The organism is Streptomyces spirodelae (assembly GCF_017676385.1).
In the GTDB taxonomy this organism is placed as follows: domain Bacteria; phylum Actinomycetota; class Actinomycetes; order Streptomycetales; family Streptomycetaceae; genus Streptomyces; species Streptomyces spirodelae.
In genome coordinates, this window is the sequence record NZ_JAFFZN010000001.1 from 135,994 (window position 1) to 157,001 (window position 21,008).

Annotated in this window: 13 protein-coding genes; 5 read left to right on the plus strand and 8 right to left on the minus strand. The window is 71.2% G+C overall.

Translation table 11 applies throughout. From position 1 onward, the window contains the following. Positions 1-96: 96 nt before the first annotated feature. From JW592_RS00590 to JW592_RS00605, 4 genes are read right to left on the minus strand one after another with little or no spacing between them, the layout of a single operon-like run. Complete coding sequence (locus JW592_RS00590; protein ID WP_209262809.1) at positions 97-837, minus strand: thioesterase II family protein; 741 nt, start codon at positions 835-837, stop codon at positions 97-99. Next, on the minus strand, positions 834-2,333 hold the full coding sequence (locus JW592_RS00595) for a tryptophan 7-halogenase (protein ID WP_209262810.1): 1,500 nt from the start codon (positions 2,331-2,333) through the stop codon (positions 834-836). Before JW592_RS00595 ends, JW592_RS00590 begins: the two co-directional genes overlap by 4 nt. An 11-nt stretch (positions 2,334-2,344) precedes the next feature. Next, entirely contained in the window at positions 2,345-9,916 is a 7,572-nt protein-coding gene (locus JW592_RS00600; protein ID WP_209262811.1) for a non-ribosomal peptide synthetase, read from the minus strand. A gap of 43 nt (positions 9,917-9,959) precedes the next feature. Beyond that, positions 9,960-10,163: an MbtH family protein gene (locus tag JW592_RS00605; RefSeq protein WP_209262812.1), complete on the minus strand. Its 204-nt coding sequence runs from the start codon at positions 10,161-10,163 to the stop codon at positions 9,960-9,962. Between the two features lie 369 nt (positions 10,164-10,532). Between JW592_RS00605 and JW592_RS00610 the strand changes: the two genes are divergently transcribed. The 3 genes from JW592_RS00610 to JW592_RS00620 are packed head-to-tail and all read left to right on the plus strand — an operon-like array spanning position 10,533 to position 14,597. Next, complete coding sequence (locus JW592_RS00610; RefSeq protein WP_209262813.1) at positions 10,533-11,759, plus strand: beta-ketoacyl-[acyl-carrier-protein] synthase family protein; 1,227 nt, start codon at positions 10,533-10,535, stop codon at positions 11,757-11,759. A gap of 5 nt (positions 11,760-11,764) precedes the next feature. After that, positions 11,765-12,844 (plus strand): beta-ketoacyl synthase N-terminal-like domain-containing protein, encoded by a 1,080-nt coding sequence (locus tag JW592_RS00615; protein WP_209263117.1) that lies wholly within the window; start codon positions 11,765-11,767, stop codon positions 12,842-12,844. A 58-nt stretch (positions 12,845-12,902) separates the two neighbouring features. Then, positions 12,903-14,597, plus strand: coding sequence for a phytoene desaturase family protein (locus JW592_RS00620; RefSeq protein ID WP_209262814.1), 1,695 nt, complete (start codon positions 12,903-12,905; stop codon positions 14,595-14,597). On the opposite strand, the gene JW592_RS00625 is transcribed toward JW592_RS00620, so the two are convergent. Both JW592_RS00625 and JW592_RS00630 read right to left on the minus strand, forming a co-directional pair. Beyond that, entirely contained in the window at positions 14,594-15,928 is a 1,335-nt protein-coding gene (locus tag JW592_RS00625; protein WP_209262815.1) for an MFS transporter, read from the minus strand. The genes JW592_RS00620 and JW592_RS00625 overlap by 4 nt on opposite strands. Then, entirely contained in the window at positions 15,925-17,622 is a 1,698-nt protein-coding gene (locus JW592_RS00630; RefSeq protein WP_209262816.1) for an amidohydrolase, read from the minus strand. Before JW592_RS00630 ends, JW592_RS00625 begins: the two co-directional genes overlap by 4 nt. 222 nt (positions 17,623-17,844) lie before the next feature. On the opposite strand from JW592_RS00630, the gene JW592_RS00635 reads away from it, so the two are divergent. Next, positions 17,845-18,750 carry an Lrp/AsnC family transcriptional regulator gene (locus tag JW592_RS00635; protein WP_209262817.1) on the plus strand — a complete coding sequence of 302 codons (906 nt, stop codon included), beginning with the start codon at positions 17,845-17,847 and terminating at the stop codon, positions 18,748-18,750. A gap of 262 nt (positions 18,751-19,012) precedes the next feature. On the opposite strand, the gene JW592_RS00640 is transcribed toward JW592_RS00635, so the two are convergent. Further along, entirely contained in the window at positions 19,013-19,675 is a 663-nt protein-coding gene (locus tag JW592_RS00640) for an O-methyltransferase (protein ID WP_209262818.1), read from the minus strand. 44 nt (positions 19,676-19,719) lie between these two features. Next, complete coding sequence (locus JW592_RS00645; protein ID WP_307805244.1) at positions 19,720-20,529, minus strand: phenylalanine 4-monooxygenase; 810 nt, start codon at positions 20,527-20,529, stop codon at positions 19,720-19,722. A gap of 187 nt (positions 20,530-20,716) precedes the next feature. Between JW592_RS00645 and JW592_RS00650 the strand changes: the two genes are divergently transcribed. Then, the gene (locus JW592_RS00650) at positions 20,717-20,971 is read left to right on the plus strand and encodes an acyl carrier protein (protein ID WP_209263118.1); all 255 of its coding nucleotides are present in this window, start codon (positions 20,717-20,719) and stop codon (positions 20,969-20,971) included. Positions 20,972-21,008: the final 37 nt, after the last annotated feature.

Below are 21,008 nucleotides of genomic sequence, written 5' to 3' on the forward strand. Positions count from 1 at the left end.
GCGACGCGGCCAAGGGCAGACCTGGTTCGCCCGAAGCGTAGCTGTCCAGCAGTGGTGTTCTGATCGCTCCCGCCCGCGTTCGTCTCTCGGAAGCGGCTAGTGCACCCCTTGGGCGAGGTCCGCGGCGAGGAGGTCGGCTACTCGCCCGGTCTGCTCGGTCAGGTAGAAGTGGCCGCCCTCGTACTCGTGGAAGTGGCACTCGCCCGTGGTGTGCCGCCTCCAGTCCGCCACCACGTGCGGCGGGGTGCGGGTGTCGTGGCTGCCGGTGAGGACCCGTACCGGACAGCGGGGTTCGGAGCCCGGCTGCCACTGGTAGGTCCGTACGGCGTGGTAGTCGGCCCGGAGCGCCGGAAGGATCAGTTCCAGCATCTCGGGGTCGGCGAGCAGCCCGGCGTCCGTTCCGTTCAGCCTGCGCAGGTCAGCGAGCAGCCCGGCGTCGTCCTTGATCCCCTTCGTGGCCTCGACGCCCCGCGAGGGAGCCGGGCAGCCGGACACGTACAGCCGCGCCGGTGCCAGCCGGCGGGCCACCTCGTAGGCCACCAGGGCGCCCATGCTGTGTCCGAACAGCGCCAGCGGACCGCCGTTCCGGGCCGGCCGGAGTGCCGCGACGATCTGCTCGGCGAGCTCGTCGAGGTTGTCGACCGCAGGCTCCCGCCAGCGGTCCTGGCGGCCCGGATACTGCACCGCCAGGACCTGTGACACGCCGCTGAGCTGCGCTGAGAGGGGTACGAAGTAGCCCGCTGAGCCACCCGCGTGGGGAAAGCAGACCAGCTGGACCGGGCGGCTCGCCGGCTCGGGCGCGGTGTGGAAGCCGCGCAGCCAGGACTTGGGACTCACTGCTCGGCCGACGCCACCCAGCGCAGGCCGTCCGCCGAGGGGACCAGCCCGCCGGGGTACAGCGCCTCCTCCGGGTCGAGGTCGCCGCCGAGCGCGGCCTGGACCTGGATCTGGGTGCCCTGCTCCATGACGCTGCCCATGATCTCCGACTGGTAGAGCGGAGTGGCGTCGTCCCCGCCGGTACGGTCGACCTGGGACACCGACCGTTCGAGTTCACCGGCGGTGTGCTTGAACCGCGTGCGTACCGATTCGGCGTCCACGAAGGCACCGTCGAGGGAGGCCACCCCGCCCACCAGCTCGACGAACGCCTCGACCTCGGAGTCCCCGAAACCCGCGACCTTCTTCGCCTGCCAGAAGTACGACTCGTGGTCGCTGTTCATGTCGTAGAAGGAGACCAGGAACTCGTAGAAGAGGCCGAACTCGTGGCGGTACCGGGCGTCGAACTCGGTGAAAGCCGCCTCCTCGGTCACCTCGCCCGCCAGTGCTGAGTTGATGGACCGCGCGGCGAGCAGCGCGCTGTAGGTCGCCAGGTGCACTCCCGAGGAGAAGACCGGGTCCAGGAAGCAGGCGGCGTCCCCGACGAGCACCATCCCCGGGCGCCAGTAGCTGTTGTTGCTGTAGGAATAGTCCTTCCGCACGCGCACCTGGCCATAGGTGCCCTCGGTGACGCGCTTCGCGTCGGACAGCAGATCGTCGATCCGGGGGCACTTGGCGATGAGCTGCGCGAGCGCCTCGGCGGGGTCGCCCTGCACCGACTCGGCGAACTCGCGGTGCACCACCGCGCCCACGCTGGTGAGGGTGTCGCTCAGCGGGATGTACCAGAACCAGCCCTCGTCGAAGGCGGCGCAGAAGATGTTGCCCTGCTTCGGCGCGGGCATCCGCTTGCCGCCCTCGTAGTAGCCGAAGATCGCGATGTTGCGGAAGAAGTCCGAGTAGGTACGCTCGCCGCCCGCCTGGCGGTGGATGCGGCTCTTGTTCCCGGACGCGTCGACGACGTACCGCGCGCTGACGGTGTGCCGGGCGCCGGACGCGTCGGTGTAGGCGACCCCGGTGACCCGGTCACCGGCCTCGATCACCTCGGTCACGGCGCAGTTCTCACGCACGTCCACCCCCAGCTTGCGGGAGTGCTTGAGCAGGATGTCGTCGAACTTCATCCGCTCGACCTGGTACGCGTGGGAGGTCGGACCGGCCATCCGCGGCGAGATGGCGAAGGCGAACGACCACGGCTCGGGGCTGGTCCCCCACCGGAAGGTGCCGCCGAGCTTGCGTACGAAACCGGCCCGCTCGATCTCCTCGGAGACGCCCAGCAGTCCGCAGATGCCGTGCACGGTCGCCGGCAGCAGCGACTCACCGATCTGGTACCGCGGGAAGGACTCCTTCTCCAGCAGCAGCACCCGGTGTCCCTGCTTGGCGACGAAGGACGCGACGGTCGAGCCGCTCGGGCCGCCGCCGACCACGACGACGTCGAACTCTTCCGCAGATGACGCAGATGACACGGACAGTCTCCTTAACTTGTCGGGCGCGGACGCGGTCGCAGCTTCGGCCGCTCGCGCTTGCGCGCCACGGCCAGCCGGCCCGAGAGCTTCTCGACCGTCGTCGCGTTGAACAGATCCGGGATGGCCAGCTCGACGCCCAGCGTCGAGCGGATCCGGGACACCAGCCGGGTCGCCAGCAGCGAGTGGCCGCCCAGCTCGAAGAAGTCGTCGTCGATGCCGACCTTCGGCACGCCGAGCAGCTCGGCGAACAGCCTGCACAGCACTTCCTCGCGCTCGTTCCGCGGCCCCCGGCCGGTCCCGGCGCCGGTGCGGCCCGGCGCGGGCAGTGCGCGCCGGTCCACCTTGCCGTTCGGCGTCAACGGCAGCTCGTCCAGTACGACCAGGGCCGAGGGGACCATGTGGCCGGGCAGGGAGTCCTGCAGGTGGGCTTTGGCCGCGGCGCCCAGCGAGACTGCTTCCGCCGACCGGGACGGGTCGTTGGTCAGCGGGCCGGCTCCGGGGAGCTGCGGCCGGTACCCGGTTGTGGGTATCCCTGCGGCGGCCTGCTCCACGAACAGGACGTCGAGCGTTCCGTCCTCGCCCGGCGGCTGCACCAGTGCGCGATATCCGACCCGGCCGGCCGGCTCCGCGAATCCTCCCGGGTCCGGGAGAGTGTCGTCGCGCTCCGCCAGCTTGTCGCGGGCGGCCACCGGCGTGCCGCCGTCGGCCAGCACCCGTACCGCCGCCAACTCGTGCGCGACCCGCGCGTCGGGGACGCCGCGCAGCCGGACGGGCGCGGGGTGCGCCGCGGACAGCCGGTCGGCGAGCGCGTCCAGACCGGTGACGTCGGCGCCCCAGGTGAGCTCACGGGTGACGTCGGTGTCGATACGTTCGTACGGCTGTTTGTGGAGGACGACGTCGAATCGGTGCGCGGTCAGCTCGTTGCGGAAGTCCGCTCGCTTGACGCGGAGGTCGGCTGCCGCGCCCAGCCCGGTGAAGAAGGCCGGGTCGATCAGCAGCTCCTTCTCCAAGGACACGGACTGCGCGACCGCAGCGCGCACCACGCCACCGTCCGCCGCGCCGGCCGGGCGGCCCAGCTCGACGGCCGTGCGCAGCGCCTGCAGCAGGTGCAGGTTGCGTACGTCGCCGACGAACACCCTGCCGCCGGGGGCCAGCACTTCGAGCAGGCCCCGCAGCACCTTCTCCAGATAGTCCGCGTTGGGGAAGTACTGCACGACGGAGTTCAGCACCACCGTGTCGAAGTGGCCCTGAGGCAGCCCGTCGAGTTCGTGGGCGGGCTGGACCCGTACCTCGACGTGGTCCGCCAGCCGCTCGTCGCCGGCCACCTGGCTGCGGACTCCCTCGACGATCCGGGGCGAGATGTCGGTACCCAGGTAGTACTCGCACTCGGGCGCGATCTTCGAGAGGAGCAGCCCGGTGCCCATGCCGATTTCGAGTACGCGCCTGGGCCGCAGTTCGCGGATCCGGTCGACGGTCGCGTCGCGCCAGGCGCGCATCTGCTCGACGGGGAGGGGCTTGCCGTCGTAGCTGCTGTTCCAGCCGGAGAAGTCCTCGCCGAACTCGGCGGCCTCCTCGCCCCCGTACAGCGAGTCGTAGGTGAGCTGCCACTCCTCGACCTGGCGCTCGTCCCGGTCCTTCGCCACGGCGGGGTCGTCTCCGCTGGGGACCAGATAGCCGACGAGCCGCTTGTCGCCCGGCTGGTCCTCGCGGGGCACCACGACGGCCTGCGCCACTCCGGGGTGGGCGGTCAGCGCGGCCTCCACCTCGCCGAGTTCGATCCGGAAGCCCCGGACCTTGACCTGGTCGTCGGACCGGCCGACGAACTCCAGCTGTCCGTCGCCGCGCCACCGGACCACGTCCCCGGTCCGGTACATCCGCTCCCCCCGAGCGCCGAACGGGCAGGCCACGAACCGGCCGGCGGTCAACCCCGGGCGTCGCAGATAGCCGCGCGCCAGGGCTTCGCCCGCGATGTAGAGCTCGCCGGCCACGCCTGGAGGCGTGGGCCGCAGCCGGTCGTCGAGGACGTAGAGCCGGGTGTTGTCCAGCGGCCGTCCGATGGGCGGCAGGGTGCCGTCGGGCTCCAGCGGGTCGCTGATGGTGGCGCAGACAGTGGCCTCGGTGGGGCCGTAGGCGTTGACCATCCGGCGGCCGGGCGCCCAGCGGGCGACGAGGTCGGCGGAGCAGGCGTCACCTGCCATGATCAGCGTCATCGGCGCCGGAAGGCCGTCGTCCGGCAGGGCCGCGAGCACCGGCGGCGGCAGGGTCACATGGGTGATGCCCTGCTCGTGCATCAGCGCGCTCAGCGCGGGCCCCGGCAGCGTCTTCTCCCTCGGAGCCACGACCAGCGTCGCCCCGGCCAGCAGCGCCATGCACATGTCGGAAAAAGCGCCGTCGAAGCTGGGCGACGCGAACTGCAGCACGACGCTGTCCGGCTCCACCTCCAGGCGCGCGATCTCGCAGCCCATCCGGCCGGCGATGCCCGCGTGGGAGACCACGACGCCCTTAGGGACGCCGGTGGAGCCGGAGGTGTAGATGACGTAGGCGGCATGGCCCGGCCGCAAGGGCGCCGTGCGGTCGCGGTCCGTCAGGTCGTGGCCCGGCAGCCGGGAGACGGCCGAGCGGGTCGCGTCGTCCAGTGCTGTCCGCTCCAGCCCGGCGGGCAGCGCGACCGTACTGTCCGCCGTGGTCAGCACGCACCGCGGCGCGGCGTCCTCGAGCATGAACGCGACGCGCTCCGGTGGGTAGTCCGGGTCCACCGGCAGATAGGCGGCGCCGGCTTTGAGGACCGCCAGCATCGCCGTCGTCATCTCGATCGAGCGGGGCAGCGCCAGCGCGACGTAGTCGCCGGGCCCCACCCCGCGTTCGGCCAGGTACCGGGCCAGCCGGTTGGCGTTCTCGTTCAGCTCCCGGTAGGTGAGCACGGTGTCCTCGAAGCGGACCGCTACCGAGTCGGGAGTCGCGGCCACCTGGGCCTGGAACAGCTCCGGGAAAACGGCCGGGGCCACATCGCGGGCGGTGTCGTTCCACTCGCGCAGCACCAGTTGCCGCTCGGCCGCGTCGAGGACATCGACGTCGCCGAGGCGGGTCCCGGGTTCGGCCGTCATCACCTCGAAGACCTGGACCAGCCGGTCCAGCATCCGCTCGACGGTGGCCTGGTCGAACAGCTCGACCGCGAACTCCACTACGCCGTTCAGCCCGTTCGGCGCACCCTCCTCGTCGAACTGCTCGAACACACTGAAGGCGAGGTCGAACTTGGCCGTGTCGGTGTAGCGCTGCTCGGCCTCGACCTCCAGGCCGGGCAGCCGGAAGCTGACGTCGGCCAGGTTCTGGAACGCAAGCATCACCTGGAACAGCGGGTGCCGTGAGGTGGACCGGCTCGGGTTGAGGATCTCCACCAGGCGCTCGAACGGAAGGTCCTGATTGGCGTAGGCGCTCAGGTCCGTCTCCCGTACCCGCGCGATGAGTTCGCGCAGGGTCGGGTCGCCGCCGAGGTCGGTGCGCAGCACGAGGGTGTTGACGAAGAATCCGACCAGCCCGTCCAGGCTCTCGTCGGTCCGGCCCGCGATGGCGGTGCCGATGGGGATGTCCGTCCCCGCACCCAGTCGGCTGAGCAGTGCGGACAGGCCCGCCTGGACCACCATGAACAGGCTCGCGTCGCTCTGCCTGGCCAGCTCGGTGAGCCGGGCGTGGAGGTCGGCGCCGACCTCGAACCGGGCGGTCGAGCCCCGGTAGCTGGCGACCGCGGGGCGCTGCCTGTCCACCGGCAGCGGCAGCTCCTCCGGCACGCCTTCCAGCGCCTTCGACCAGTACCGGATCTGCTCGTTGATCAGGCTGTCCGGGTCGTCCTCGGTGCCCAGCAGCCGCTCCTGCCACAGCGTGTAGTCCGCGTACTGGACAGGCAGTTCGGGCGCGCCGTCGTCGAGCCCGGCGGCCCGGGCCTGGTAGGCGGCTGCCAGGTCGTCCGCCAGCGGGGCCATCGACCAGCCGTCGCCCGCGATGTGGTGGATCACCAGCGCGAGTACATGCTCGGTCGGGGACAGTGCGAACAGCTGCGCCCGCAGCGGCGGATCGGCGGCCAGGTCGAACTCCCGGGCGCAGAACCTAGCGACCTCGGCGTCCAGCTCCCGCTCGGTGGTGTCGGCGCACGGCAGTCCGGGCCGGACGTCGAGGACCCGCTGGAACGGCACCCCGTCGACCTCCCCGAACACCGTACGCAGCGCCTCGTGCCGGTCGGTCAGGTCCCCGAGCGCTGCTGCCAGGGCTACGCGGTCGAGCTCGCCGGTCATCCGGAGTACGACCGGCATGTTGTAGGTCGCGCTGCGGCCCTCCATCTGGCCGAGGAACCACAGCCGGCGCTGCGCGAAGGACAGGGGGAGCCGTTCGGGCCGCTGCGCGCGGGTCACGGCGGGCCGCAGCGAGCCGCCGACCTCGTCCAGCCGCCGCGCGAGCTGAGCCACCGTGGGAGCGCCGAAGACGTCACGGACGGTGAGTTCCACGCCGAAGGCAGGTCTGATCCTGGCCACCAGCCTGGTCGCGAGCAGCGAGTGCCCGCCCAGGTCGAAGAAGTGGTCGTCGATGTGCACCTTGGGTGCGCCGGTGACATCCGCGAACAGCCCGCAGAGGATCTCCTCGCGCGGGCTGCGCGGGGCCCGGCCGCCCTCGGCGCCGGTGAACCGGGGCGCGGGCAGCGCCCGGCGGTCCAGCTTTCCGTTGGGGGTCAGCGGGAGGCGGTCGAGTACGACGACCGCCGCGGGCACCATGTGCCGCGGCAGGACCTCGCCGGCCGCCCTCCGGACCGCCGCAGGATCGATGATCCGCTCCTTGTGCGGCACGACGTAGGCGACCAGACGCTGCTCGCCGGGGATGTCCTCGCGGGCGACGACGGCGACCTCGCGTACGGCGCCGTCGCGGGCCAGCACGGATTCGATCTCGCCGGGTTCGACGCGGAAGCCGCGGATCTTGACCTGGTCGTCGGCGCGACCGAGGAACTCCAGCTGCCCGTCGGTGCGCCAGCGGACGAGGTCGCCCGTCCGGTACATCCGCTCACCCGGCGCCTGCGCGATCTCGGCCGGGCAGGCGAGGAACCGCTGCGCGGTCAGCCCCGCACGTCCCTGGTAGCCGCGTGCCAGCCCCTGCCCGGCCAGGTAGAGCTCGCCCGCGACGCCCGCCGGAACCGGGCGGAGCGCGCCGTCCAGGACGAGCGTCCGCATGTTGTCGACCGGGCGGCCGATCGGCGGGGTGCCGCTGCCGGAGAGGGGGTCCGACATGGTCGCGCAGACCGTGCCCTCGGTCGGACCGTACGCATTGAGCACACGGCGGCCCGGTGACCAGGCGGCGACGACCTCGGCCGGGCACGCCTCGCCGGCCAGGTTGAGGGTCAGGTCCGCCGGCAGCTCGTCGGGCCGCATCGCGGAGAGGACGGCGGGTGGCAGGGTGACATGGGTCAGGGCGTGCTTGGCCGCGAGCTCGGTCAGGGTGATGCCCGGGACGAGCTGTTCGGCGCGCGCGAGCACCAGTGCGGCTCCGGACAGGAGGGCCATCGACACCTCGGAGAACGCCGCGTCGAAGCTGGGGGACGCGAACTGCAGCACCCGGCTGCGCTCGTCCACTCCCAGCCGGGCGATCTGCCCGAAGGCGAGCGAGGCCACACCGGCGTGGGTGACGACGACGCCCTTCGGCCGCCCGGTGGAGCCGGACGTGTAGATGACATACGCCGGGTGGTCAGGGTGCAGCGGCGCGAGCCGGTCGGCGTCGGTCAGGTCGGTGGCCGTCAGGTCACCTGCGGCCAGGCCGGTGTCCGGGCTGGGCAGACCGCCTGCGGCCGGGCCGGTGTCCGGGGCGGAGCCGGTACGGCCGTCGAGCACGATCCGGGGAAGGCCGTCGGGCAGGCCCGCCGGGCTCTGCTCGCCGGTGATGACGCCGGCGGGCGCGGCGTCGGCGCACATGAACGCGAGCCGCTCCGCCGGGTGTTCAGGATCGAGCGGGAGGTAGGCACCGCCCGCCTTGGACACCGCGAGCATGGCGGTGACCAGCTCGATCGAGCGCGGCAGCGCCAGGGCAACCACGCTCTCGGGGCCGATGCCGGAGGCGACCAGCGTGCGAGCGAGCCGGTTGGCGCGGCCGTTCAGCTGGGCGTAGTTCAGCTCGGTGTCCTCGGAGACGACCGCGACCGCGTCCGGGGTCCTGGCGGCCTGTGCCTCGAAGAGCGCCGGCCAGGTCTCCGCCGGGTGCTCGCGGGCCGTGTCGTTCCACTCGTGCAGGACCCGCCGGCGCTCGGCCTCGTCGAGCAGGTCGATCCGGCCGACCTCCACCGCCGGGTCGTCCGCCATCGCCTCCAGCACGCGCAGCAGGCCGCGCTGGTGGGTGAGGAGGTCTTCCTGCCGGTAGAGAGCACTCGCGTCGAAGTCGACGCGCAGCCCTTGCCCTTCACCCCGGTCGTAGACCGTGACCGACAGATCCTCGACCAGCCCGCCCGCGAGGTTGTGGGAGGTCATCGGGTGACCGCCGAACCCGCGGTCGTAGCTGAACGGCAGGACGTTGACCACCGGGCCGACCAGCGACTCGTCCTCCAGGGACAGCCGCTGGTCGCGGCGCATGTCCTCGTAGCGGTAGCGCTGGTGGCGCAGCGCTTCACGGGCACGGGAGAGCACGTGCCGGGCGAGCTCCGCGCAGCTGAGTCCGCTGGTCACGGTCAGGCGGAGCGGCAGCAGATTGGACACCATTCCGGACGTCTTGTCGCCCGGGCCCGGACGGGCGGTCACCGGCAGTCCGAGCACGAGGTCCTGTGCTCCGGACACCCGGTGCAGGTAGGCGGCCATGGCGGTGAGCACGACGGTGGGCAGCGCCCGCCCGGTGGACTCGGTCAGCCGCCGCTGGAGGTCAGCGCCGAACTGTGCCGAGCAGCGTGCCGGCTCCCCGGCCGCGCCGGACGACCGTTTTGCCAGAGTCGCCGGGGCCGGCCGGTCGGCCATTCGGGCGCGCCAGAACTCCCGGTCGGCGGCGAAGGCGTCGGAGGAACGGTAGTCGGCTTCCTCGTCGAGCAGACCGCGCAGCGGGAGCGGCTCCCGCGGACCGGAGTCGGCTGGATCGCCGGTGAACAGGGCGGAGTACACCTCGGCGACGCGGCGGACCACCAGTGCCCCGCTGTAACCGTCCAACGCCGCGTGGTGGAACTGGAAGTACCACTGCCAGCGGTCCGCGGCCAGCTTGAACAGCAGTACGGTGTGCAGCGGTCCACGGCACAGGTCCACCGGCCGGTCCAGATCGGCGCGCATCCGCTCCAGCGCGGCGCCCGCGGGGTCGGGACGCGCGGAGACGTCCACCACGTCCACGGGGGCGTCCACGGTGGCGTCGACGAACTGCCGTGGTCCGTCCGCTGTTTCGGTGAAGCGGACGCGCAGCGCCTCGGTCTCCTCGACGACTTGGCGCCAGCTCGCACGGAAGCCCTCGGGGTCGACGGGGCCGCAGATGTCGAAGTACTCCGCGATCCGATAGCGCAGGCCGCTGGGATCGAGTTGATGTCCGTACCAGATCCCGCGCTGCGCTGCGGAAAGCGGCAGCAGGTCACCGCCGACGTTGCTCATTTTCATTCCCGGGGTAGTGGCCGGTGGTCCAGGGCTGCAGACGTCAGGAGGCTTCGCGCAGACTCTTCGGCCGCATATCCGTCCAGTTCTCTTCGATGTAGGCCAGGCATGCCTCGCGGCTACTCTCGGAGAGTTCCGCGGTCCAGCCGTCCGGAACGTCGGCGAATACCGGCCAGAGCGAATACTGCCCTTCGCTGTTCACCAGGACAGAGAAAACCGCCTCGTTGTCGTCGAACGGATTCGTCATTGCACAACCCCTATCGCATCGGCGCGCTCGCCTCGAAGATTTGCCCGCGCGACGGTGTCCAGCAAGTGGAAGGACAGTACGGGACGGAACGAGACACCGGCGGTTCTGTACCGGCCGCGCGGGCGGCTTGTAGCCTGCCGGACGGACTGGATCACTTCTTCCCTGCTGATCTCCTCTCTGACTCTCTGCTGAATCAGATCTCTGCTGAATTGGGGCCAGTACATTGCGCACTGGGAACAGGACTTCGCTCATTTCCGGGGCCGGACACACCGGCGCCGCGACCATCTCCTTTTCGCGAATGGACGCCGCGCGAATGGACGCCGCGCGAATGGACGTCGCGCGAATGGGCGCCGTGTGACTGGAGGCCCCATGACGAAACCCGGCAGGCGGGTCGTGATCACCGGCGTCGGCGCGGTGTCCAGCATCGGCACTTCGGTCGACGAGTTCCTCACGGGGCTGCGGGCAGGGCGCAGCGAGGTCCACCCCATCTCCGCGTTCGAGACCACCGGCTTCGAGTACGCCAACGGCTGCGAGGTGACCGGTTTCGAACCGGAGCGCTGGATCGAACGGCTCGACCCCGCAGAGCTCGGCAGGGCGGCCCGGTTCGCCGTCGCCGCCGCCAGGATGGCCGCGGGCCACGCCGGGCTGACCCCGCAGGACCTGGCCGCGGGCCGGGTCCTGGTGGCCATCGGCACCACCGACGGGGAGACCCGCGACCTCGACCGGCTGGTGGCGCAGGACGCCGCTGAACCGGGTGCGATGGACCCGCGGATCGCCCGCCGGGCCTCACCCTCCCGGCTGGCGGCCTCCGTCGCCCGCGAGTTCGCGCTCGCCGACGCCGAGGCTGTGACCATCCCCACGGCGTGCGCCGCCGGCAACTACGCGATCGGCCACGGGCTCGACGCCATCCGTGCGGGCGACGCGGACCTGGCCTTCTGCGGCGGTGCGGACGCGATCTGCCGCAAGACCTTCGCCGGGTTCTACCGGCTGGGCACCATAGCGCCCGACCGCTGCCGCCCCTTCGACCTCGGCCGCCAGGGCATCCTCACCGGCGAGGGGTCGGGGATGCTGGTGCTGGAGAGCCTGGAGTCGGCACTCGCACGGGGTGCCCGGATCCACGCCGAGGTGCTCGGATACGGCCTCAACTGCGACGCGTACCACCAGGTCGCGCCGCTCGAGGAGAGCGTCGCCGACTGCATGCGGCTGGCGGTCGCCGACGCGGGCGTCAAGCCGGACGAGGTGGATCTCATCTCGGCGCACGGCACCGGCACGAAGGCCAACGACAGCACCGAGGCGAAGGCGATCCACGCGGTCTTCGGCGACCGGCCGCCCCGCACGGTTTCGATGAAGTCGATGCTCGGGCACACCATGGGCGCGGCCAGCGCGCTGGCCGCTATCGGCTGCACACTCGCCCTGGAACACGCCTTCATCCCACCGACCGTCAACCACACCACGACCGACCCCGAGTGCGGTCTCGACTGCGTACCCAACGAGTCGGTGGCGGCGGACCTGCGGATCGTGCAGAACAACGGGCTCGCCTTCGGCGGCAACAACGCGGTGGTCGTCTTCGGCCGCTACGACGAAGGAGCAGCGTGACAGGCATGGGACCCGTCATCACGGCATGGTCGGCGATCTCCCCGTTCGGGTTCGGAGCCGACGCCTTCCGGGCCGGACTGCGGGCCGGCGTTCCGGCCCCCGCCTCGGCCACCGGGCCGGTCCCGGACGCTCCCGCCCGGCCCGTCCCGGACTTCGCACCGCGTGCCGTACTCGGCAAGAAGGGCACCCGCTCGATGGACCGGGTGACCGCGCTGTCGGTGGCGGCGATCGGCGCACTGATGGACCGGGGGGACGCGCCCGGCGCCTCTGCCGACGGCCCGGCCCCGGGCCTGGTGCTCGGCACCACCGGGAGTGTGCAGTCCACGATGGACTTCACCCGCAGCTCGCTCGACGGCGCCCGGCCGTTCCACGTAGACCCGGCCCGGTTTCCCAACACGGTGATGAACTGCGCGGCGGGCCAGTGCGCGATCTGGCACGGGCTCAAGGGCCCGAACGCGACGATCGCCGGCGGTCGTGCGGCGGGTCTGCTGGCGCTCAACTACGCGCGCCGGCTGCAGGCCGGAGGCCGCGCGGGGACACTGTTCTGCGGCGGCGCCGAGGAGTTCTCCGAGGCGCGGGCACGGCTGCACCACCACAGCCCAGGCGCCCCGGACGGCACGGTCCTCGGTGAGGGAGCCGCGGTGCTGCGCCTGGAGCCGGCCGGCTCCGTGGCCGCCGAGCGGGACGGCCTGGCCGAGGTCGTCGCGCTGGAGTTCGGCATGTACGAGGAAGCAGAGGAGATCCCGGCGACCTTGCTGCGCTGTCTGCGGCGGGCGCTGGAGCGGGCCGGAGCGCGGCCCATGGACGTCGCGCTCGTCGCCCCGGGCGCGGGCACGGGCGCGGGGGGCGACAGCCCCGAACGGGCCGCGCTCTGCGAGCTGTTCGGCGGGCGGCAGCCCGCGGAGGTCGACTGCACCGGACTGGTCGGCGACACGGCGGCCGCATCGGCCGCCTTCCAGGTGCTCGCCGTGCTCGTCAGGGCCGAGCAGGACCCGGCGCTCGCCGACCGGCCGGCGCTGGTGACCGCGGTCGATCACGACGGCACCCTCGGCTGCGCGCTGCTGCGGCCGTACCCCGCACGCTGACCACGACCACGGCCCCCGACCGGACCCCGACCACAGCCACGACCACGGCGAGGACCCCTTGACCAGCACCAGCACCAGCACCGGAGAGCAGTGGGACGCCATCATCGTGGGGGGCGGCCTCGGCGGGCTGACCTGCGCCGCGTATCTCGCCACCGCGGGGCGGCGGGTGCTCGTACTCGAACAGCACGACTGGGCGGGCGGCAACAGCCACGTCTTCCGCCGCCGACGTGCCTACGAGTTCGACGTCGGAGTGCACTATCTGGGCGACTGCGGACCCGACGGCGTCATCCCGGCCATCCTCTCCGGCCTCGGCGCCGGGGACCGGATACGCTTCCGCGAGCTGGACCGGAACTGCTTCGACCAGATCCGCATCCCCGGGCTGACCCTCGACGTTCCCGCCGACTGGGACGCGTACCTGGCCCGGCTGGAGCGGGCGCTGCCCGAGGACGTGGCGGGCCTGCGCACATTCACCCGGATCTGCCGGGCCGTCGGCGGCGAACAGCGCTGGGCGCTGCTCACCGACGCCGAGCTGCCCGAGATCGCCGCCGGGACCGAACACGTACGGGCCTGGGGACGGCGGCCGCTGTCCGAGCTGTTCGACCACTGCGGGCTCTCGGCGCGGGCCCGTACGGTGCTCGCGGCGCAGTCGCCGAACTACGGCATGGGTCCGGACGTGGCGACGGTGGCGACCCACGCCATGGTGACCGACCACTACCTCCGGGGCGCCTATGTCCCGGTCGGCGGGGGCCAGTTGCTGGCGGCGACACTGATCGAGGTCCTGGAGGCGCACGGCGGCCGGCTGCGCACCCGCAGCCGGGTCGCCTCGATCGATGTCGCGGACCGCACGGCCACCGGGGTGCGCCTGACGGACGGGACGGCGCTCGCCGCGCCGCTGGTGGTCTCGGGCGCCGACTACCGGCGCACGGTCCTCGACCTGGCCGGCGCCGAGCACTTCAGCCCGCGGATCGTCCGCGCCACCCGGGAAGCGACGGTGGGGCTGCCCTTCGCGACCGTCTACGTCGCCCTCGACCGGCCGCCGGCCCGGCAGGCCGAGGCCAACATCTGGTGGTACGACCACGAGGACATCGACGAGCTCTACCGGGGGCTGCACGCGGGCGAGCAGCCGGACGAGGTGCGCTTCCTCTTCATCTCGTTCGCCTCGCTCAAGGAACCGGGAGCACGGCATCTGTGCCCGCCCGGACACGCCAACTTTCAGCTCATGACGATGTGTCCGCCCGGCTACCGGCACTGGGGCGTCGAGCGAGGGCCGGCCGAGGGTGGCCGGTACCGGCGCGAGCCCGCCTACCTGGCGGAGAAGCAGCGCTTCACCGACGCGGTGCTGCGGGCCGGTGAGCGGGTGCTGGGTCCCTTCCGGGACCACATCACGCACCTGGAACTGGCCACCCCGCTGACCCAGGAGCGGTACACGCTCTCCACCGGCGGCTCCCCGTTCGGCCTGGCCACCTGGGGCGCCACCGGCGCCCGCCCTGACACCGCCACCGGCGTCAGGGGCCTGCACGTCGTGGGTCAGAGCACGCGTTACGGCAGCGGGATCACGGGGGTGATGGTCAGCGGTGTCTCCTGCGCGGCGCGGATTCTCGGACGCCCGCTGCTGACGGAGGCGCATGCCGGGGCCGTGTTCGGCGACCCGTCCCTGTTGCCGGCTCGTGGCACGGACTGGGACCCGCTCGCTGTTTCGCGGGGGGTGGCGAGGCGCGATGCGCGGGGCCTGGCCAAGGTGGACGTCCGCTAGGACGCCGTCCCGGCCGGTGTCGTCGGCGTGGGGCTGTCGGCGAGCGTGGCGTCGTCGGTGTGCTGTGGCGCCTTCAGCAGGCACGCGATGCTCAGCGCGCACATGGCGACCAGCAGCACGATGACGGGGACGATACTGCCGGTCTTCTGGAACATCAGCGTCGAGACGATCGGCGAGAGGCCCCCGAACAGGGCCCCCGCCACCTGGTACGTCACCGAGATGCTGGTGTAGCGCGCCTGAGGGCGGAACATCTGGGCCAGCACGGCGGCCACGGGGCCGTAGGTCGCGGCCATGACCAGTCGCATCGCCGCGAAGACCAGGAAGATCAGCACGGTGGAGTCCGAGGAGAGGACCAGGAACTGCGGTGCGGCCAGCACGGCTACCGCGGCCAAGCCCCAGATGACGACGCGGATGCGCCCGACCTTGTCGCCCAGCCACGCGACGCCCAGCGTGGCGACGAGTTCGACGACGGCAGCGACGCTGAGCGCGTTGAGCACCACCGTCTCCGAGAGGCCCACGGCGGGGTCGGTGGCGTAGGCGGTGATGAACGTGGTCACCAGGTAGTAGCCGCCCACCGCGATCGGGAGCGTGCCGATGCCCAGAAGGATGGGCTTCCAGTTCGTCTTGAGCGCGTAGGTCAGCGGCAGGCCCTCGTCCGGCTCGGGCTCCGCGTCGAACACCGGGGATTCCTCGACCTTGAGCCGGATGAGGACGCCGATGACGATGAGCAGCGCCGACAGCAGGAACGGCACGCGCCACGCCCACTCCGTTAGGGCGTCGTCGCCGAGCGTGGACAGCAGACTGAACAGGCCGGTGGACAGGAGGGCTCCGGCCGGGTTGCCGAGTTGGGCGAAGCCGCCGTAGAAGGTCTTCTTCCCCTCCGGCGCGTGCTCGACGGCCATCAGGACCGCGCCGCCCCATTCGCCGCCGACCGCGATGCCCTGCACGAAGCGGAGCAGGACGAGCAGGGCGGGGGCGAGCGCGCCGATACTGGCGTACGTGGGCAGCAGACCGACGAGGAACGTCGCGGCGCCCATCATGGTCAGCGTGATCACGAGCGCGCTGCGCCTGCCGAACCGGTCGCCGATGTGGCCGAAGACGATGCCGCCGAGCGGCCGGGCGAAGAACCCGACCGCATACGTGGCGAAGGCCGCGGCGATGCCGGTGAGCCGGTCGGTGCCTTCGGGGAAGAAGACACTTCCGAAGACGAGTGAGGCGGCCGTGGCGTAGACGTAGAAGTCGTACCACTCGATGGTGGTACCGACGAACGCGGCGATGCCTGCCTTGCGTGCCTTGGCGGCTCGGGCGCGGGATTGGGCGTGTTCCGTCACGGCTGCCCCTTGGTCGACGTGGCTGTGGTGGAGTGCTGCAGTGCGCCGTCGATCCACGTCTGGAGAACGTCGATCGCGGCGATGGACCCGGGGTCGACGGCGAGCGGGTCGGCGTCCAGGACGGTGAAGTCGGCCAGCTTGCCCGGGGTGATGCTGCCGAGTTCGTGTTCGCGGCCCAGGGTGCGGGCCCCGCCGAGCGTGTGCGCGGCGAGCGCGTCGGCCGCCGGGATGCGCAGGGCCCCGTCGCCCAGCCGGTGCCCGCGCCGGGTGACACGGGTGACGGCCGCCTGGATCGCCTCCAGCGGTTTCGGTTCGGCGACGGGCGCGTCGGAACTGAGTGTGACCGGCACCCCGGCCTCCAGGAACTCGCCGAGCGGGTTGAACCGCTCGCCGGGGGTGCCGATCGCCTCGGTGACGCCTTCGCCCCAGTTGTAGTAGTGCTGGGTCTGGTTGACCGGGTGGATACCCAGCTGGTGCATGCGTGTGATCTGTTCAGGGGTCGGCAGACCGCAGTGTTCGATCCGGTGCCGCGCATCGGGCCTGGGGTTGTGCTTCTGTGCGGATTCGACGGCGTCGAGCACCATTTCTATCGCGTCGGGCGACTGGGCATGGGTGGCCGTCTGGAGCCCCACGGCGTGCGCCCTGGCGATGAGTTCCCGGTACGCCTCCGGCTCGTGGTAGAGCTGACCGGTGCGGCAGGGGTCGCCGACGTAGCCGTCCGGGAAGTAGGCCGTCCAGCCACCCAGGGTGCCGTCGGCGTAGAACTTGATGCCCGAGAAGGAGAGCCGGGCGTTGCCGAAGGCACCGTGCATCCCGGTGTCGATCACGTGGTCCAGCAGATGGCTCAGCAGATACATGCCGACACGGGTGCGCAGTTCCCCGCTGTCGGCCAGGCGGAGGTACGTGTCGAACTCGCGGCGGGTCACCTGGCAGTCGCCGATCGTCGTCACGCCGCCGGCGAGAAACCGCTCCTGGGCGGCGCGCAATTGCCGCAGGTGCTCCTCGGGCTCGTCCCCGAGGTGGAAGTTCGGCCCGTGTCGACCGATCTTGACGCCGCCGACACCGGTGAGGATGTTGCAGGCGGCGTCGGAAACCTCGCCGGTCAGCTCGCCGTCGGCGTCGCGGAAGAACGTGCCCCCCTCCGGGTCGGGCGTACTCCGGGTGACGCCGTGCCGGGCCAGGGTGGCGCTGTTGACGACGCCTCCGTGGCCGCTTGCGTTCATCAGGTACACCTCGCGGTCGGTGCTGACCCGGTCGAGCTCCTCCTTGGTGGGATGGCGGCGCTCGGCGAGGTTGCGGTGCTCGTAGCCGTAACCCCGCACCGGCCGCCCGGGCGGCAGGGAGTCGGCAGCCGCGCGCAGCAGGGCGACGACGCCGGGAATGTCGGCCGCCTTGCCGGGCCCGCAGTCGACCCAGCTCATCATCTGGCCGTACATCAGGGGGTGGGCGTGCGGGTCGACGAAGCCCGGCACCACCACGGTGCCACCGAGGTCCACTTCCTCGGCCCGGCGGCCGAGCTGTGCCGCTGCGGCCCGGCACTCCTCGACCGTGCCGACGGCGGCGAACCGGTTGCCGTGCACGAGGAACGCCTCGGCCCCGTCGGTGTGCGCGTCCACGGTACGCAGGGCGGCTTTGGTGAAGAGGGTGGTGGTCGAGTCCAGGACCGATGTCTCCTGGTGGCGCAGTGCGCGCATGTGAGTCCTAGCGGGTGTCGGCGGTGTGCTGGTGACCGGCACCGTAGGACGGCCCACCCTTCGCGACAACGCCATGGACGCTGCATAGCGCCGGTGTATCCGCGTTTCTGTCGTCTGATGACTCCGATCTGCGGCTGATCAGCTCACAGAGTCCTTGATCACCGTAGAATTGCATCACTGGAAGCACGGAATCACTCTGTAAAGATTGGGTCTCGGGCACGCATGAGCGACGATCTGGACGCAAAACTCATCGCCGCACTCCAGCAGGACGGCAGGGCCAGCTACAGCGAGCTGGCCGCCCGGGTGGGTGCGCCGAGGACGGCGGTCTCGGCGCGGGTGCAGGCGCTGCTCGACTCGGGCACCGTGGAGATCGCGGCCGTGGCGCATCCCCAGCTCCTGGGACTCACCTCGCTCGCCCACGTCTCCGTCGCCGTGTCGGGGCCGGCCGACGACGTGGTGGACGCGCTGTGCGCGACGGACGCGTCAGTCTTCGTCTCCGCGGTCAGCGGCGCATACGACCTCGTCGCGGAGCTGCGGGTCTCCAGCGACCGCGAGCTGTACGAGGCCCTCGCCCACCTCCGTGCACAGCCCCGGGTGCGGGCGGTCAACACACTCCTGTACACCGACATCGTCACGTCGGTCTTCATGCCGCAGGGACCGCTCCGCGGGGACGTGCACGTCAACGACACCGACCGGCGGCTCATCGAGCTGCTGGAGCGCGACGGCCGCATGTCGTTCGTCGAGCTGGCCCGCCGCGTCGGTATGTCGCCGAGCGCCGCCCGGGCCCGGGTCAGCCGGCTCCTCACCAACCGTGCCCTGCACGTCGCGGCCGTGGTGCGGCGCGGCTCGGGCAGCGGCAGGCCGGCGCTCGGCGCGGGGCTGAACCTCGGCGGGGACGACGAGCGCGTCACGGGATTCCTCGCGGCGCTGCCCGGGGTGGAGTTCGTCGCCCGTACGGTGGGCCGCTACGACCTGGTCGTCACCCTCGGCGCCCGGTCGACAACGCGCCTGCACCGCATCACGGAACAGCTCAAGGCGCTCGACGCAGTACGCGGCCTGACCACGTGGGCGCACCTGGAGGTGTTCAAGGAGCACTACGCGCGGGGCATCGCGAGGACCTCGATGTGAGGCCGTCTCCTGCCGCCAGGTGCCGGGCGTCGGGCCTCGGGCATCGGGCATCGGGCGTCGGGGGCGCCGGGCGCGAGGCGACGAGTTCGCTCAGGGTTCCGCAGCCGTACGTGCGTACTCCTCCTGGTGACGCCTGGCAGGGGCTGGCTGCCCGCCCCTGCCCCTGCCGGTGGGCCGCAGACCGCCGCTGTGTCGTGGCTGCTCGCGCAGTTCCCCGTACCCCTTCGGGGGCGCGGGGAACCGCGCGGCGCCGCGGAACCGGTCAGCGCTTGACGGCGAGCGTCAGCCCGTCGGCAAAGGGCAACATGCACAGGTCGACCCGGTCGTCGTCGCGCAGCTTCGTGTTGAACGCGCGCAGCGCCCGCGTCTCCTCGTCCTGCACCGACTCGTCGATGACCCGCCCGGACCACAGCACGTTGTCCGCGGCCAGCAGGCCGCCAGGGCGCAGCAGGGTGATGCCGTACTCGTAGTAGGTCTCGTAGCCTTCCTTGTCCGCGTCCAGGAACATGAAGTCGTAGCCACCGGCTGCGCCCTCCTCCTCGACGAGCGCTGCCAGGCTGTCCCGGGCGTCGCCGACACGGAGGTCCACCTTGTCCGCGACTCCCGCACGCTCGCAGTGGCCGAGTGCGGTCTTCGCCCACTCCTCGCTGATGTCCAGGGCGGTGACGCGGCCGTCCGCCGGCAGGGCCAGTGCCGTGCGGAGCAGGCTGTAGCCGGTGAAGACCCCGACCTCCAGGGTCCGCTTCGCGCCGATGGCGCGCAGCAGTACGGACAGGAACTGGCCCTGCTCGGGCGAGACCTGCATATTGCGCTCGTCGAGCCGCGAGGTCTCCTCACGTACCTCGCGCAGCGGCGCAGGTTCGGACAGGGAGACGCCCGCGATGTAGTCCTGGAGTTCCTCGGTGATGCTGACCTGAATTCTCATGTCGTCTCGTCGCTCTCAGTGTGATGTCGGCCGGCCGGGAACCGTCACAGCCGGGTCAGGAACCGCCGCACCTCGGTGACCAGATGGTCGACCGACTCGGCGGCGAAAAGCACGGGCATGCAGTCGGAGTCGTCGAAGTCCTGCGCCACGATGTCGGCGGTGTCGAAGGCCCGCAACTGCACCTTGTCGAGGGATTCCATCTCCGCGACCGAGGACAGCAGGGCGGCGCCGCACACGCGGGGGCGGCCGTTCTCGTAGACGACGCCGGTCTCCATGGCGAACCAGAAGACGTGGACCAGTTCCCGCATGGCGTCCGGGGTGGAGATCCGTCGCGCTGCCCGGCCGAAGGCCCGGTACAGGTCGGCGAAGACGGGGTCGCCCAGCATCACGGCGTGGCCGACGAGTTCGTGCAGGACGTCCGGTTCGGGTGAGTGGTAGGGCGATGCTGCCGGGCGCAGGTACTGCGTGGCGTAGAACCCGCTGTCGGCGAAGGTGCCGAGGAATCGCTTCGCGGGGACGGTGCCCTCGGCGGGCCGCAGATGGAATCCGGTCAGTTCGGTCAGCACCGGGGAGACCTCGGCCAGTTGCGGAACCCGCTGCCGGTTCAGGACGACTGCATCGGCGGCCCGCCGGTAGTTCGCGCACGCCACTTCGTGGTGCAGAGAACTCAGTTTGGCGGTAACCGTCTCCCAGAGTGCGTCCTCCTCCTCCGTATACGCAATCGTGGGCAACGGTTCACCGGGCTGCCATTCCCTTGCCAATTGCTGACGGTCGGCCTTCCGCCGCTCGTATTCACCCGTCATCGCTTCTTGTTTCCCCCGTTCCCTCTCAGCTGCGGCACAAGTCCCCCTCATAACCAGTTGTGCACGCTAGCCCAGGCCCCCGAGGGCGGGATACGGGGAACGGCTGTCTCGTTCCGTCCCGTGCCGTCCACGACCTTGCGGGACAGCAACCGCACGCATGAGATCTGACTACTGAACCGATGCTCGACTCGCATGGCGGGAAACCCGCGTGCCGGAGAAAGAGGTCACGAACGTGACAATGACCACCGACGAGAATTTCGCCAAGATCAAAGAAATCGTCTGCGACATTCTTGAGCTCGAAGAGGAAGAGGTCACGACCGAGGGCCTGTTCAACGAGGAGTACGGTGCCGACTCGCTGCGCGCCATCGAGATCCTCAGCTCACTGGAGCGCGAGTTCGGTGTGGTCATCGACCAGACCGAACTCGTCCGGATGACGAATCTCCAGGGCGTCTACGACGTGCTCGCCGAAACAGCGGGCTGGGCGAAGCAGTAATCCTCCGGGCAGGAATGTCCCCCGCACAGGAATGAGG

What these genes read in the sequence shown, in the direction of transcription:
- JW592_RS00605 (WP_209262812.1), bottom strand. Translation starts at nt 10,163, where the DNA reads ATGACGAATCCGTTCGACGACAACGAGGCGGTTTTCTCTGTCCTGGTG.
- JW592_RS00615 (WP_209263117.1), top strand. Translation starts at nt 11,765, where the DNA reads ATGGGACCCGTCATCACGGCATGGTCGGCGATCTCCCCGTTCGGGTTC.
- JW592_RS00650 (WP_209263118.1), top strand. Translation starts at nt 20,717, where the DNA reads ATGACCACCGACGAGAATTTCGCCAAGATCAAAGAAATCGTCTGCGAC.
- JW592_RS00630 (WP_209262816.1), bottom strand. Translation starts at nt 17,622, where the DNA reads ATGCGCGCACTGCGCCACCAGGAGACATCGGTCCTGGACTCGACCACC.
- JW592_RS00610 (WP_209262813.1), top strand. Translation starts at nt 10,533, where the DNA reads ATGACGAAACCCGGCAGGCGGGTCGTGATCACCGGCGTCGGCGCGGTG.
- JW592_RS00645 (WP_307805244.1), bottom strand. Translation starts at nt 20,529, where the DNA reads ATGAGGGGGACTTGTGCCGCAGCTGAGAGGGAACGGGGGAAACAAGAA.
- JW592_RS00600 (WP_209262811.1), bottom strand. Translation starts at nt 9,916, where the DNA reads ATGAGCAACGTCGGCGGTGACCTGCTGCCGCTTTCCGCAGCGCAGCGC.
- JW592_RS00640 (WP_209262818.1), bottom strand. Translation starts at nt 19,675, where the DNA reads ATGAGAATTCAGGTCAGCATCACCGAGGAACTCCAGGACTACATCGCG.
- JW592_RS00635 (WP_209262817.1), top strand. Translation starts at nt 17,845, where the DNA reads ATGAGCGACGATCTGGACGCAAAACTCATCGCCGCACTCCAGCAGGAC.